Source organism: Paenibacillus sp. 203 (assembly GCF_037027525.1).
GTDB classification, from domain to species: Bacteria; Bacillota; Bacilli; order Paenibacillales; family Paenibacillaceae; genus Paenibacillus; species Paenibacillus polymyxa_B.
Window position 1 is genome coordinate 1 of the sequence record NZ_JAXCHD010000027.1, and the last position, 14,281, is coordinate 14,281.

Consider the following 14,281-nt stretch of genomic DNA (forward strand, 5'->3'; position numbering starts at 1 on the left):
CTTCTACTGGATAGCTAACTCTCGTTGCCAACGTAAAAACACCTCCAAGGTTATCTCCATATCTTACGACATGGCTTGATTCTCTTGAAGGTGTTTTGATTTGTCTCACGTTATGGGGTCAGTTCCCCATGAGGGAAGCAGTGGAAGGGCTTTTGTTATATCTACTTGTCTATACAGTGAGCGTGCTTATTTATATCCGCTGCACGGTGAACTCGAATTCCAGCTTTTGATCGGCTGAAATTTGATATTCCTCATGTACTGGAGCACCCCAGCTGTCATCGCCGCCTACACCCATTTGCTTTCCAGCTACGGTGACAACGGTGTAATACACGTTGGGCAGCTCATACAGATGGTAGGCGCTTTCCAGCTCGAACGCTGTATACGGCGAAATATTGCATTCCACCGGCGCGGTGGCAGGTGCGGTAATGCGAATGCCTCGCTGGGAATCGTCGGTAATATCGACACGGCGCACGCCTGTACGATTGCCGGATTCCTGCGGTACAACATACCCGGACACGTTATCCGCAGCTTCGTTGCGGAATACGCCTAGTCTTGCGCCAAAGGCACGGTCGATGTAATTCTCTTCCGGTCCCATCGCGTACCAGTCCAGATGGCGATAGTTCGCCGGAACCTTGAACGAAAGGGCAAAGATCGGTAGGTTAGGCAGTCCTGATACACCTTCATAGGTGGATTTTACGTTTAGGCTACCGTCGGCGAAGACGGTGTAGGCTACCGTTACCTGTACGTTGGCATGGATGCTCAGCGTGTAGCGGAATGTAACGGTTACACGGTCTGTCTGCTCTTCCGTGACCTCGATGCCCACGCATTTACGTGTCAGACTTGCAGCGAACCAGCCACCGGCTTCAAAGCCCAGTGCGGTTCCACGATCATTGTCTGTGGTCGCCCGCCAGAACAATGGAGCAGGAGGCGTAGCGATCATCTCACGTCCGGCGTAGCGAAGTGAAGTCAGGCTGCCTGCTCCTTTGGAGAACATCATGCTGAAATCTGCACCGTGAACGCCAATATTTACATCGCCATGCACCACTCGTAAGGCACCGACCGTAGGGATCTTCAGTGGATTTGGATCTTCCACGATGAAAATATGCTGTCCGAAGGCCACTTCGTGTCCAGCCTCAGCCCAGAGCGTCGCTTCCTTCAAAACCAGAGCGGTGTGAATAACGTACTCACCAGGCTTTCCATCCGTATTAGGGAATGTCAGTGGAATATAGGCTTCGTTCTGAGCCGCTACATCTACATGAATGGCATTACGTGCGATTTCTTGGCCTTCATGCAGCAGGCTATATACTAGCTCATAGTCGCCTGTTCCCTCGAACAGGTTTTCGTTGCGAATGGTCACACCTTTGGTATCCAGGATGAGTTTCAGATTTTGATACAGGAATTTGACCTCCTGCATCTTCGGTGAAACCTTCCGATCTGCATAGACAATTCCGTCCGTACAGAAGCCATAGTCTGTAGCACGGTCGTCAAAGTCGCCGCCGATCGCGAGGTACTCGCGTCCGTATCGATCTTTTTTCATAACAGCCTGATCAATATAATCCCAAATAAAACCGCCCTGATATAGCTCGTATTTGTTCTCCAGCTCTGTATACTTGTGCATGCCGCCTACGGAATTACCCATCGCATGCATGTATTCGCAGCTGATATACGGCTTTTGTGGATTGTCATTCAAGTATTGCTCGATATCAGCGGGCTTGGCGTACATCCGGCTCTCCATATCGCTGGTATCATCGTACGTACGATTGTGAAACACGCCTTCGTAGTGTACCAGACGGCTCGGGTCGGTGGACCGGAAATAGTTAGCGACATTGCGCAGCACTTCGCCTGCATACGACTCATTTCCGCAAGACCAGATCAGAATGGACGCGTGGTTTTTGTCCCGTTCCAGCATGGAAATGGCGCGATCCATGACGATATCTTGCCACTCAGGCAGATTGGCAGGAATATTCCACGATGGCTCGACGGCACCGAGTTTTTGCCAGGAACCGTGTGTTTCCAAGTTCATTTCATCAATTACATAGACTCCGTACTCATCGCATAGCTCATACCACAGCGTCTGATTTGGATAATGAGAGGTGCGGACAGCGTTCATATTATTCTGCTTGAGCGTCCGAATATCCCACAGCATATCTTCACGGGAAATCGCACGTCCGGTGCGAGCGTTGAATTCATGGCGGTTCACACCTTTAAAGACGATACGTTTGCCGTTCAAATGCATGACCTTGTTGATCAGCTCAAATTTACGGAAGCCGATTTTTTGTGGAATGACTTCCACGAGCGATCCACTGGCATCATAAATTTGAATAAACAACGTGTACAAATAGGGTTTTTCCGCGCTCCACCGCTGCACTTGCTCCAAGGTTGCTGACAGTGAAGCCGTGCCATCCGTAAAGTCAGCTTTCAAAGAAGCTACAACATGACCGGTAGCATCTTTCACATCGACAGTTGCATAGGCCGTTGTCGGCTTTTCCAAGGTCAATTTCAGTTCCAGAAGGCCCTGCGTGTAGGGAGCATCCAGATCTGCCTTGGCATGCAGGTCACGTACGTGAAGCGTAGGGATGGTATAGAGGTACACATCTCTGAAAATACCGGAAAAACGCCAAAAGTCTTGATCCTCTAGCCACGCTCCCGTACTTCTTTGATATACCTCTACTGCCAGCTTGTTTTCGCCTGCTTGCAGGAATGGTGTCAGTTCAAAATCAGACGGTGTAAAGCTGTCCTCGCTGTAACCGACAAATTGTCCGTTCAACCATACATAGAAAGCCGACTCAACGCCTTGGAAAGAAATGAACACAGGTTGCGCGTCGGAAGCCATATTTTCCGGCAAAACAAAGCTTTTGATATAGCTTCCGACCGGGTTGTGATCCTCCGGAATATGGGGTGGGCGAACGTCCGAATGTCCGTCCCACGGATACATCGTATTCACGTACTGCATTTGGCCAAAGCCTTGCGTCTGAATGTGACCCGGTACCTGAATATCGCTCCAGCCGCCGTACTCAAAGCCTGGGGTATAGAACTCTACCGGACGGCTGGCTGGATTTGTTGCATAGTTAAACTTCCAGCTCCCATTCAGGCTATGACGCCAAGCCATATCAGCTTGCTGCTCCGCTTCCTGAAGCGTAGCGTAATATTTGTGATCGGAATAGGCGGGCAGCCGATGTACAGCAAATTTGGTTACGTCGGTCAGCCAGTCCAGACTAGGGGTATGGATGGTCAAGGCGAACACTCCTTATTTTTAAAATGAAATGAAGATCGTACACAGAAGTTTGTTATTTAACCGAACCCACCATGCCCGCTACAAAGTGTTTCTGCATCAGGAAGAATACCAGTGCAGTCGGCAGTGTGGACAGGACAATGGCGATCATGATGACACCGTAATCCGGTGCATAGCTGGAGCCGAGGTTCGAGATCAACAGCGGAATCGTTTGATTCTCCGGCGTTTGCAGCACAATCAGAGGCCAGAGGTAGTTGTTCCAGCTGGACATGAATGTGATGATCGCGGCAGCGGCATAGGTTGTTTTCATCGTAGGCATATACACCCGGAAGAACAGACCCAGCTCGGATAATCCATCCATACGACCTGCTTCCAGTAGATCCTTTGGAAACATCTTGGTGCTTTGACGGAAAAAGAAGATCAGGAACGCCGTAGTTACGGTCGGAATGACGACAGAAGAGAGTGTATCAATACCGATCCACGGTATGACATTAGAAATGCTGCCGAACATCCGGTAGAGCGGGATCATGATCGCCGCAAACGGAATCATCATAGACATCAGCAGGATATTGAAGACAACGTCTTTCGCTTTACTTCTGTAAATTTCAAAGCCATAACCGGCCAGTGATGCGATTAGCATAGCCAGCAGCGTAGTTGAGATAGAGACTTTTGCAGAGTTACTTAGTGCGGTAACGATGTCTACTTTTTCAAGCAGATTGTGCATGTTATCCATCAGATGGGAGCCAGGCAGCAGCTTGCCTTTAGTCACATCGACCGACAGGTTCGTGGCGCTGGATAGCATCCACAGGAACGGAAAAATCGAAACGAACGACACAAGGATCAGAAAGGCGTACGTAAATGCTCTTTTTGTTTTCATCATTTTTTCTCACCTGCCACTTTGAACTGGATAATCGACAAGATAATGATCATAATGACGATGGAATAAGATACGGTCGCCGCATAACCAAAGTCGGATGAATACTTGAAGGATAGATTGTAAATATATTGCGAAATTGAAGATGTCGCGTTCCCTGGTCCACCCTTGGTAATATTCATAATTTCATCGAAGAGCTGGAGTGTACCAATCGTCGATGTAATCGAAGTGAACAGGATAATCGGCTTAAGCAGTGGAACCGTAATGCTGAAAAACTGTCGGATCGGGGAAGCTCCGTCAATACGGGCCGCTTCGTAGATGGAACTGTCAATGTTCTGAAGACCGGACAGGTAAAAGATCATATTATAACCAGTCCAGCGCCATGTGATCGCGATAATAATCGTAACCTTGGCCCAGAAAGGATCTGTAATCCATTGGATGGGCGTGCCAATCACGTGCAGATTCAGCAATAAGGAGTTTACCAGACCGTCGGACGAGAACAGGTACTTGAAGACAACCGAGTATGCTACAAGGGATGTGATACACGGCAAGAAGATAGCTGTGCGGAAAAAGCCCTTGAATTTCAGGTTTTTATCATTCAACAATACCGAAATGAACAGAGCCAGAATGACCATCAAAGGTACTTGGAAAATCAAATAGATAAACGTATTCTTCACGGCGGTTATAAACATTTTATCGGTGAACAATCGCTTGTAGTTATCAATGCCATTAAAGCTCAGATTAGACCCTGTACCTGTCTTAAAGGACAAGATAAGCGCCTGAATCATCGGATAGAAATAAAAAGCGGCAATCATGATCACTGCGATGGATATGAACAACCATCCTGTCATACCTGCTTTGAGACGTGTTGTAGTTATTTTGGGCGCGGCTGTCTTCATACCATGTCAACTCCCTGTGCAGCAATAAAACCTTGAACTCGCAAGCCCAAGGTTTTAAGTGCTTATCGTTTTATTGTTTAGCCTTGGCTAGATGGACTGTCTTATTTAAGCTGTGCTTCCGCCTGTCCTTGAGCATCTTTCAGAACTGCGTCTACATCTTTTCCGTTCAGATAGTTTTGAATTTCAACGGTCATGATATCCTCAATGGCATACGTGTGCAGGCCATAATTGACTTTTGGAACTTGTTTAGTCCATTCTGCAAATTTCTTGTATACTTTGTCCCCACCGAAGTACGGATCTTCTACGTCATAAGCTTTACCACTGGAAGCTGCGTTCAATGAACCAACAATTCCAATTTTGCTCAGCATATCTTGATACAGCTCTGGATCTGTTCCGAATGTCTCTTTCAGGAAATCAGCAGCGGTATCTTGACCGTCCGAGTTAAGAACATACCAGGAGCTGCCACCGAGGCTGGAAGCATTCACGGATTCAGGTATATTTTTCAGCTTAGGGAAAGGAACAACGGCCCATTTACCCGATTGCGAAGCTTCTGCTTTGATCGAAGGTGTAATCCAGTTACCTGTAGGTACGGAAGCAACTGCACCGCTGTTGAATGCGGCCAGGAACTGACTCCAGTCGGCATTCATTTTAACAATGTTAGCGTCGAACAAGGATTTGTACGTCAAGAGCGCTTCTTTCAGAGCTGGATTACCAGCCAGGTTTGGTGTTTTACCGTCTTCTTTCAGGTACCATGAACCTGCGGCTTGGATCATACCACGGATCAGACCGAGGTCATTCGGATCTTGAGTCAGCATTTCTTTGCCTGTTTTTTGTTTTACGGCTTTACCAATTTCAATAAATTTGTCCCAATCAATATTGGTCAGGTCTGCTACTTTGTAGCCGGCTTGTTCCAAATAATCCGTTCTTACATACAATCCCATAACACCGGAGTCGAATGGAACACCGTATTGCTTGCCGTTGTAGCTAGTCGGTCCGATTTTATAATCAGCGAAGTCGGATGCTTTGATCGTGCTGCTCATATCATGGAAAGAATCGGGATAGGCTTGCAGGAAGTTCTGTGCCCGATAATCCTCAATCAGAACCACGTTCGGCAGTCCTTTGGTAGAACCAGAGTTAAGACCGGCATTCATTTTTTGTACGATATCGTTTTGAGCATATTCAACAATGTTTACGGTTACATCTGGATGTTTGGCAACGTATCGATCTTTTGCCAGCTTCAGAGCTGCGATATTAAAGTTCGGGTCCCAAGCCCAGACGGTGATTTCTTTTTTGCCTGAATCTGTGGTAGTAGCTGCTTTCTCGGAATTGCTGGAGCACGCGGATAGCAAGATCAAGCTTGCAATCAGCAGAAGGAAAGTCATTTTTTTCATTTTGTTCAACCCCTACTCTTTTTTTATATGTTGCTTGCTAGTTCTAAATCTCTTAAATGAAAGCGGTTACCTTATTTATAAATCTAGTGTACCATCCATACTTTGTCGGCGTTAGGAATATCTTTATACGGATTGGTGTTATTATTATGATTTATCAAAAAAGGCACCGCTTACATTTGTATTTTGTTTTGGTTTAGGTACTTTTTTTAGGTTGAACTAAAGTTGTTCACGAAGCGCCACTGCGCGGCCGGATGGTGCTTCCCATCGCTGTTGCTTGTACAGCACCATTCCGCCCACTCCGTTCTTGTTCCACCTTCTTTGTTTAGTTCAGCCTATATTTTTTATGGGGTAGGAGGGGCGGGTTTTACGATCAATGGCAGGGTCATTCTGACTTTGGTGCCCTCGCCTTTTTTACTGGAGATGGTCACGCCGTATTCTTCTCCATATAAAAGGGTAATGCGGTTGTGCACATTCTGGATGCCGATGCCTGTGAACAGTTGGCGCTTGCTCTTGGGATTCGGCAGTCCGTCCTGCGCCGTATGCCCGTCCAATTCCATACCATCTCCATCATCGACCACCTCACAGATCAATGTATCCTCCGTTTTGGACACCAATATATAGATGTGGCCTACATTCTTTTCATTAAACGCATGGAAAAATGAGTTTTCGATAAAAGGCTGAATGATGAGCTTGGGCACATGGTACTCCAGACAATCGGGTGATACAAAATAATTCACTTGTACCCGCTGCCCGTAGCGTACATGGTTAATGAACACATAATTTTGCATGTTGGCCATTTCCTGCTCGATGGTGATTGTTTCACTCACATTGCTGATTGTATTTTGCAGTAAGGAAATGAGTGCATTGATCGTCTCGGCGGCTGTTTCCTTGTTTCCTTTGAGCACCAGCATTTTGATTGAAGCCAGTGTATTGTACAGAAAATGCGGATTGATCTGCCGTTGTAGTGCAGCAAGCTCTGCGTTCCGTTGACCCTTTTGCGTCTCTAAAAGCTTACGGATATAGTCATTTAGTTCATCCAGCATGTAGTTGTAAGCATGACTTAATTGTCTAACCTCATAGCTGCCCGTTACCGGGATATAATTATCAAAATTTTTCTCGCGTATGGTCGACATTTGCTTCACCAGTCGAGTCAGCGAACGAATCAGTCGACGGGATATCAGAAAAACGATCACCAAAGCAATCAGTACGATGGCAATGCAGATCCATACAACGGATTTAACGTCAATAATTTGCCCAATGGCGGCTTGTCTGTCAATCATGTTCACCAGATAAAAATCAAATGAAGGGATATAGTTGGAAAGGAGGATACTCTCCTTACTCATCACATCCGCATTAATGTAGTTAAGTCCCTGTTCGTTGATTTTTGTGGCATAGCCTAGCAGTTCACTGGAGCGTTGTCCGATCAGGTCCTGGCGGTTGCTCGATACAATCAGTCCCGACTTGTCCAAAATAAGCACATCATTGCCGTTGCTCGTGAAATTGTTATAGAAACGGCGAAATTCAGGCTCTCGGATAGCGATGTAGATCATGCCATACAGGGTGCCGCTGGTCCGCTCCATAAATGGTTTGGAGGCGATGATATAGGGTGTTGGCTTTTGCGGGGTACTATTCATTTGTTGCTGCAACAATTCAGTATCCAATTGATACATAAGCTGTGCCGGTCGTGCTACACTTCGGGCTGTAATAGCACTGCTCTTAAGCTCTTCCGCAGTTACAGGCCAATAGGACGAGTCGGAGTAAAAGCTCCGGCCGTTCAGACCTGTTACAGCGACACCGACATCATAGGCATCCACGTTCGATTTAATTTGCTTCATTTGCTGTGCCATTCCGAAGTAAATCCTCGCCGAGTTAATCGAGTCAGATTGACCGCCAGTCAGATAGTTCTTGACCGTTCCATTTTCCGAAGCATGGGTTACAGCATTCACGATAGAATCATTGAAGGATTCAAAGCTGGATTGAATCTGGCTGAGTACCTTGGCATTTGTAATACTGAATGTTTCAGCAAAAAGTCGTTCAGACATCCGAATCGTCACCAAAGAGGTCAGCAAGGACACCGCAGTGATGCTGACCACCATAACAATAAAGATTTTGAAGAACAGACCTTGATATTTGATCTTATGGATATATCTTTTCATATTCAATCTCTTTTCTACTGGCAGATGTGGCTTACTCCCTAATAGAGATGCTCCCGGCGGTACTGACTGGGCGAGTAACCCTTCACTTTTTTGAACACTTTGGTAAAATAGCTGGGGTCCGAATAGCCTACCGTGCTGCTAATATCCGAAATGGACATCGTCCCCGACCGTAGTAACTCCGCTGCTTTTTCAACCCGAATTTTGTTGAGATACTCGCTAAAACCTTCTGTATGGTGTGCCGTAAAATAACTGGACAAGTAGGAAGGGTTAAAGTGAAAATATTGCCCAAGTGTCGTCAAATTGAGTGTTTCAGCATGATGCTCCTCAATATACTCCAGCAGTTTTTTCATGCTTGCGCTACTTCCTTGCTGTGTTTTAGCCATGATCTGTCTGTTCGCTTCCTCCAGAAAAGTCTCCAGAAGGCGCACGGCTTCATGTACATGAGGGGCATCATTAATTGTTTTGAAATAGGAATATTTCGCCGCATCCAGCTCCTTCATATCATACCCCTGATTCCCGAGCAAAATCGTAATGTTGAACACGATATTTCCGAGAAGCGATTTGAATTCAAAAGCGGTAGAGGTATAGTTACCGGACATGGCGGCTACATAGGATCTCAAATCCTGAAAAGCTGTATCAAAATGCTCACGCTTCATCTCTTCTGTAAATTGTTTTAAGTTGAACGAGCTGTTCACTTGTACAGGTTGAGGAAGTTCGTCTTCTATTAGCAGCGCTGTTCCTGGGAAATAAAAGCGGTAACTCAGCAGTTTTGGCAGTTCATCCTGATAGACGTCACTAATCTGATTGAAGTCATCAAATAAATGGCTAACTGCCCAGCCTGTCTGTGGATCGAACTGCTTCGTCTCCTGAGCAACTTCCCTAACCGCAGCCATCCAGGCGTCTACTTCCCGTGGATCAAGATTGGCTAAAAACACAGCCGCATAGACATCAGATGGCAGTTGTCGCAGTACGATGTACTCACAGGCAGAGGATACTTGATCCGTAAGCTTGGAAAATAGGTCCGAGGCAGAGATGGAGCGCCCTTTATCCTGCTGTGCCAACTGTTCTATACCTATGAGCGCAAAACGGGCATAAGGAAATGCTTGCTTCAGCAGCTCAGCGTCATAGTCCATGCTATACCCGGAGATCAGCTTTTCGATCACATGATCTATCGTAATTTGACTATTCCCGGCATCTGCTTGATATTGAATGGATGGAATTTTGCGAGCGGTTCTCTGGAGCACATGGAGCAGCTCATCGGTGTCTAGCTTGGGTTTTAAAATATAGTCAGCAACCCCTTGCTGAAAGGTGGATCGCACGTAATTAAACTCGCCGTAACTGCTAAGTACAATGACTTCGATATCTGGATAGTTCTGTCTGACTATGCGCGTCAGCTCCTCGCCATCCATGATCGGCATTACGATATCTGTAATGACTATATGAGGGCGCAAGGTTTCAATTAGCTCCAATGCTTCTTTACCGTTAGAAGCTTCACCAACAATTCGAAATCCATACTGTTCCCACGATAAATGGTGTTTAATCCCTTGCCGTACTAATATCTCATCATCCACAATCAAAATGTTGCATAGTTCATTCATGGCAGCACTCTCCGTAATTATACCTATTCGAGGATTTTGCAAAAATCCTGATTCAAAAAAGACCTCCATCACGTGGACGTCATATCATCTGAGGCACATATTTGACAACGCTTCCAACTTAGCTTAAATCTAAAGCATTTAATCTTTACATGCTAACATAAACCACGCGGGGATTCCAAAAAAAATTTAGTCCAAATGGCATATAAAACAACAAAAAAGGCAGCCGAGAAAATCTCGACAGCCTAAACAACCGGGATTACCTTATACAGTACCCCATGTTCGATCTCCCGCCAAATATTTTTCAGTCAAAATAGACAGCAGTTGAATACCAACCTCATTGTGTCCTCCCTCAGGAAGGATCAGGTCAGCGTATTTCTTGGAAGGCTCAATAAATGCCTCATGCATCGGCTTAACCGTAGTCAAATAGTGATCGTGGATCGAATGGATGGTGCGGCCGCGTTCCTCAATATCGCGAAGAACCCGACGGAGAATGCGCACATCAGGGTCAGTATCCACAAATACTTTGATGTCAAGCAGGCTGCGGAGTTTTTCGTCTGACAATACGTGCAGACCTTCCAACATAACGATATGATTTGGCAGAAGCTCTACCGTCTCGTCCGTGGAGCGGGCATGAACTGTAAAGTCATACACTGGCGCTTGTGTCGCTTGTCCTTTTTTCAGACAGTGGAGATGCTCAATAAGCAATTCGTTGTCAAAGGCAAACGGATGATCATAATTGACCAAAGCACGTTCATCATAGCTCAGATGTGAATGGTCTTTATAATAGTTATCCTGAGATATGAAAGTCACTTTATTAGATCCCAGACGCTCAACGACGGCGCGTGCTACCGTCGATTTACCGGAACCTGTACCGCCGGCAATACCAATAATAAGCATGGCGTTTCACTTACCCTTCCCTAAATGTATCCCGATACAACTCAAGTATTGTAGCACAATGCACACTTTTTTTCATCACTGTTGGACTTTGTATTTCTTCCATTTCCGTATCTTGGCTCTGAATGTTTTAAACGGTGCCACCGAGTTGATATGAATCCATCTTGCCATAGGCCATTTCGGATTAGTCCCTGTCCAGTCGTGAACGCCCTGAGTGAAGAGCTCTTCATGACTAAGTGTGTCGATCCAATCCAGCCACTTTTGCTCAGCCAACTTGAACATATCGCGTAATTCACGTAAAGATTGGTGGGAGTAGGTCTTGTAAAATGATTGATATAGTTCGCCTAGTCTATTCCACTTATAATTGGGGGCGGGCATGATCACGGTTTTTCCTTCCCGTTCGTCCCTGTCCCATGTCATGACAAGATGAAGCCATCCGAGCTGGTAGGCGATCATTTCAGCAGGTGTTTTATCTACTTCGGGGATACGAATATCCTTTTGGCTTTCGTCGATCTCCTGGAACTCACCGTCAAATCGTAAGTAGGAGACATGAATGGCTTCCTTTAACTCTGGTTTGGAGGCGTATTCGTAACTGGACATCTCATCGCTCCTTTACATGATATGGATGATATTCACCCCTTTATATGTACCATTCCCAATATGACAACCGTATGTCTTATTCAAAAATAAAAAAATATCGTTTTTTGTGATTTTATGAAACATCATTTGGTGTGTTCACGAAAAAGGATGAAAAATTAATAGAGAAATTAAGACAAAAGATAAGTAATTAGACATATTTTAATATTTATTTAAGTGTCTATAATTATTGGAGTATAGCGCTTAGGGCCCTCATTGGTGTTGGAATATTATTCCCTTCATCAGTACGTTATATACCGGTGGGCATGTCATGTCCGATAAACGGTGCAACCTTTGCTTTAGTATTCATGAATCTAATCGAGAAGGAGACTGTTATATGAAGTCGAGTTTTTTAAAAAAATGTGCAAGTGTAATGTTAAGCAGTACGTTGGTACTGTCTTTATCATTACCGTTGCTGGGTCATGCACATGCGGATGGGAATTTACAGATAAGTGATGATTTTGAACAAGGGGAAGCTCAAGGCTGGACCGCAGGATCGGGGAACTGGTCTGTGGTCAAGGATGGGAATGGATCTACATACCAACAATCTACTCGAAGCGAAAGCCATTCCGTCAAAGGTAACGCCTCATGGACGAACTATAGCGTGCAAGCAGATGTATATGTAAATGATTTTAATGGCTCCAATCGAGTCTACGTTGCAGGTAGATACACAGATTCCAACAACTTCTATGCAGCATCGTTGTATAACAAGAAAGACGGAGCTCTTGAGATTCGAAAAAAAGTCAAAGGCTCTATGAAGACACTGGCTACGAATAAAAAATACAAACTGGACACGAATACATGGTACAGAGTCAAGCTGGAACTATCCGGTTCGGAAATCAAAATGTATGTCAATGATCAACTGGAACTGTCCGCAACAGACACCAGCCTCACTGCTGGAGCCATTGGCTTGGTAACCTCCAAAGCAGCTGCCCAATTCGATAATGTGATGGTATCCGGTGCTTCTTCTGAGGTAGATCCAGGAACACCGCCTGTGAATCCGACACCAGGTACAGAACAACCGACTCCTGGGGTGGACCCTGATGTAACCTCCAAAAATAACTATAATTTGACTGGCTTTTCGTATGGTAATACAGGTGGTGGCAACATTGCGGATACAGATGCCAACTACAAAAAGGTATACAATGCTGTAGATCTCAACGAAGCACTGAAGAAAGGCAGCAAAGTCAAAGTGATTGAGATTATGAACGATCTTGATCTCGGTTGGAATGAAATTCCTAGTGCTGCCAAAGTAATGCCTTTTAGTGCCAACAATCCTGTACAGACGCATCCTGTTCTGAAAAAGACAGGTGTGAGCAAAGTCTATATCGAAAATATGAATGGGGTTACGATTTTCTCTGCCAATGGTGCGAAAATCAAACATGCTGGATTTGTCATCAAAAGAAGCTCTAATTTGATTTTCCGTAACCTCGAATTTGATGAGCTTTGGGAGTGGGATGAAGCAACCAAAGGGAACTATGATAAGAATGACTGGGATTATGTTACCATCGAAGGTACAAGTTCCAAGATATGGATCGACCACTGTACATTTAACAAAGCCTATGATGGTTTGGTAGATGTGAAAAAAGGTAGTAACGGAGTTACGATTTCCTGGTCTTTGTTCAAAGGAGATGACCGCAGCTCCAACAGCTGGGTAACCCAACAAGTCAACGCGATGGAAGCAGACAAGTCTTCCTATCCTATGTACGCGTATCTGAGAAGCAGTGCAGTAGGCATGAGTAAAGAAGATATCATTGATATTGCAGCAGGACAAAAGAAGGCTCATCTAATCGGTGCTACGGAAATGGCTTCCGACAATGCAGACCTGGAGGTGACGCTGCATCATAATTACTATCTGGATATTCAGGATCGCATGCCTCGTCTGCGTGGTGGTAATGCTCATGCATATAACATCGTTATGGACGATGCCGGATTGGCCAGAGCAAAAAAAAGAATTACTTCTGATATGGCTAAAGCAATTGCTGCAAAAGGATACCATTTTGATGTCGTGGGTAATGGTGCAATTTCAACAGAAAACGGCGCGGTGTTGCTAGAAAAGTCTTATTTGATTGATGTGTTCTCTCCAGTGCGTAATAATCAAAAAGATCCTAACAAAGCGGATTACACAGGTAAAATCAAAGCCGAAGACGTTATCTTTTCGGACAACGGTGCCGTATTCAGAGGAGGCAGTGACGCTGCGAATAGCCCGTTAGCCCCTTATCCTGCCAAGACCAAGGACTTTTCTTGGAATGGGTTCACAACGTTGCCATACAGCTATACAGCCGAAGATCCTGCCAATCTGGTTGCTCAATTGCAGGCCAAGGATGGAGCAGGTGCAGGTAAGCTGAACTGGTCGAGTGAAAACTGGCTCAAAACGGTGTACAATACGTCCGTTACGAAAAATGCAATAGTGGAAGAAGATTCCGAATAGGTAGGCCATATAAAAAAGCAGCCAGTACAGATAAGCTCTGTTGTGAAGTGACCCCTTAAAGTTAGACAACTATTTTTATGCAACCAGTTGGGCATGAGCTCGGTATTGTACCGGGCTCATACCTTTTAATTTTGACTTGATGCGCTTGTGATTGTAGTAATTAATGTATT

The 14,281-nt window shown here is 45.3% G+C and carries 10 protein-coding genes; 1 reads left to right on the forward strand and 9 read right to left on the reverse strand.

The window, feature by feature from the left end:
- Positions 1 to 190 precede the first annotated feature (190 nt).
- The 8 genes from WA407_RS25905 to WA407_RS25940 all read right to left on the reverse strand — a co-directional run bounded on the left by WA407_RS25905 (position 191) and on the right by WA407_RS25940 (position 11,644).
- Positions 191 to 3,235: a glycoside hydrolase family 2 TIM barrel-domain containing protein gene (locus WA407_RS25905; protein ID WP_336078707.1), complete on the reverse strand. Its 3,045-nt coding sequence runs from the start codon at positions 3,233 to 3,235 to the stop codon at positions 191 to 193.
- A 52-nt stretch (positions 3,236 to 3,287) separates the two neighbouring features.
- The gene (locus WA407_RS25910) at positions 3,288 to 4,112 is read right to left on the reverse strand and encodes a carbohydrate ABC transporter permease (protein ID WP_013308300.1); all 825 of its coding nucleotides are present in this window, start codon (positions 4,110 to 4,112) and stop codon (positions 3,288 to 3,290) included.
- Entirely contained in the window at positions 4,109 to 5,005 is an 897-nt protein-coding gene (locus WA407_RS25915; protein ID WP_013308301.1) for a carbohydrate ABC transporter permease, read from the reverse strand. The genes WA407_RS25910 and WA407_RS25915 overlap by 4 nt, the downstream gene beginning before the upstream one ends.
- 101 nt (positions 5,006 to 5,106) lie before the next feature.
- Positions 5,107 to 6,396, reverse strand: a complete 1,290-nt coding sequence (locus tag WA407_RS25920; RefSeq protein WP_235306937.1) for an ABC transporter substrate-binding protein — start codon at positions 6,394 to 6,396, stop codon at positions 5,107 to 5,109.
- A gap of 341 nt (positions 6,397 to 6,737) precedes the next feature.
- Positions 6,738 to 8,552: a cache domain-containing sensor histidine kinase gene (locus WA407_RS25925; protein WP_336078708.1), complete on the reverse strand. Its 1,815-nt coding sequence runs from the start codon at positions 8,550 to 8,552 to the stop codon at positions 6,738 to 6,740.
- A gap of 38 nt (positions 8,553 to 8,590) precedes the next feature.
- The gene (locus WA407_RS25930; protein ID WP_336078710.1) at positions 8,591 to 10,150 is read right to left on the reverse strand and encodes a response regulator transcription factor; all 1,560 of its coding nucleotides are present in this window, start codon (positions 10,148 to 10,150) and stop codon (positions 8,591 to 8,593) included.
- 261 nt (positions 10,151 to 10,411) lie between these two features.
- Positions 10,412 to 11,047, reverse strand: a complete 636-nt coding sequence (gene udk / locus WA407_RS25935) for a uridine kinase (RefSeq protein ID WP_254327286.1) — start codon at positions 11,045 to 11,047, stop codon at positions 10,412 to 10,414.
- Between the two features lie 75 nt (positions 11,048 to 11,122).
- The gene (locus tag WA407_RS25940) at positions 11,123 to 11,644 is read right to left on the reverse strand and encodes a ClbS/DfsB family four-helix bundle protein (RefSeq protein WP_336078711.1); all 522 of its coding nucleotides are present in this window, start codon (positions 11,642 to 11,644) and stop codon (positions 11,123 to 11,125) included.
- Between the two features lie 373 nt (positions 11,645 to 12,017).
- Between WA407_RS25940 and WA407_RS25945 the strand changes: the two genes are divergently transcribed.
- Positions 12,018 to 14,111 carry a pectate lyase family protein gene (locus tag WA407_RS25945; protein WP_336078712.1) on the forward strand — a complete coding sequence of 698 codons (2,094 nt, stop codon included), beginning with the start codon at positions 12,018 to 12,020 and terminating at the stop codon, positions 14,109 to 14,111.
- A 75-nt stretch (positions 14,112 to 14,186) separates the two neighbouring features.
- On the opposite strand, the gene WA407_RS25950 is transcribed toward WA407_RS25945, so the two are convergent.
- Positions 14,187 to 14,281, reverse strand: a 95-nt coding sequence (locus WA407_RS25950; protein WP_336078678.1) for an IS3 family transposase, incomplete at its 5' end; no start/stop codon positions are given.

Excerpts from the sequence above, each read along its gene's own strand:
- WA407_RS25910 (WP_013308300.1), bottom strand. The coding sequence starts at position 4,112 with ATGATGAAAACAAAAAGAGCATTTACGTACGCCTTTCTGATCCTTGTG.
- WA407_RS25915 (WP_013308301.1), bottom strand. The coding sequence starts at position 5,005 with ATGAAGACAGCCGCGCCCAAAATAACTACAACACGTCTCAAAGCAGGT.
- WA407_RS25920 (WP_235306937.1), bottom strand. The coding sequence starts at position 6,396 with ATGAAAAAAATGACTTTCCTTCTGCTGATTGCAAGCTTGATCTTGCTA.
- WA407_RS25925 (WP_336078708.1), bottom strand. The coding sequence starts at position 8,552 with ATGAAAAGATATATCCATAAGATCAAATATCAAGGTCTGTTCTTCAAA.
- WA407_RS25930 (WP_336078710.1), bottom strand. The coding sequence starts at position 10,150 with ATGAATGAACTATGCAACATTTTGATTGTGGATGATGAGATATTAGTA.
- udk (WP_254327286.1), bottom strand. The coding sequence starts at position 11,047 with ATGCTTATTATTGGTATTGCCGGCGGTACAGGTTCCGGTAAATCGACG.
- WA407_RS25940 (WP_336078711.1), bottom strand. The coding sequence starts at position 11,644 with ATGTCCAGTTACGAATACGCCTCCAAACCAGAGTTAAAGGAAGCCATT.
- WA407_RS25945 (WP_336078712.1), top strand. The coding sequence starts at position 12,018 with ATGAAGTCGAGTTTTTTAAAAAAATGTGCAAGTGTAATGTTAAGCAGT.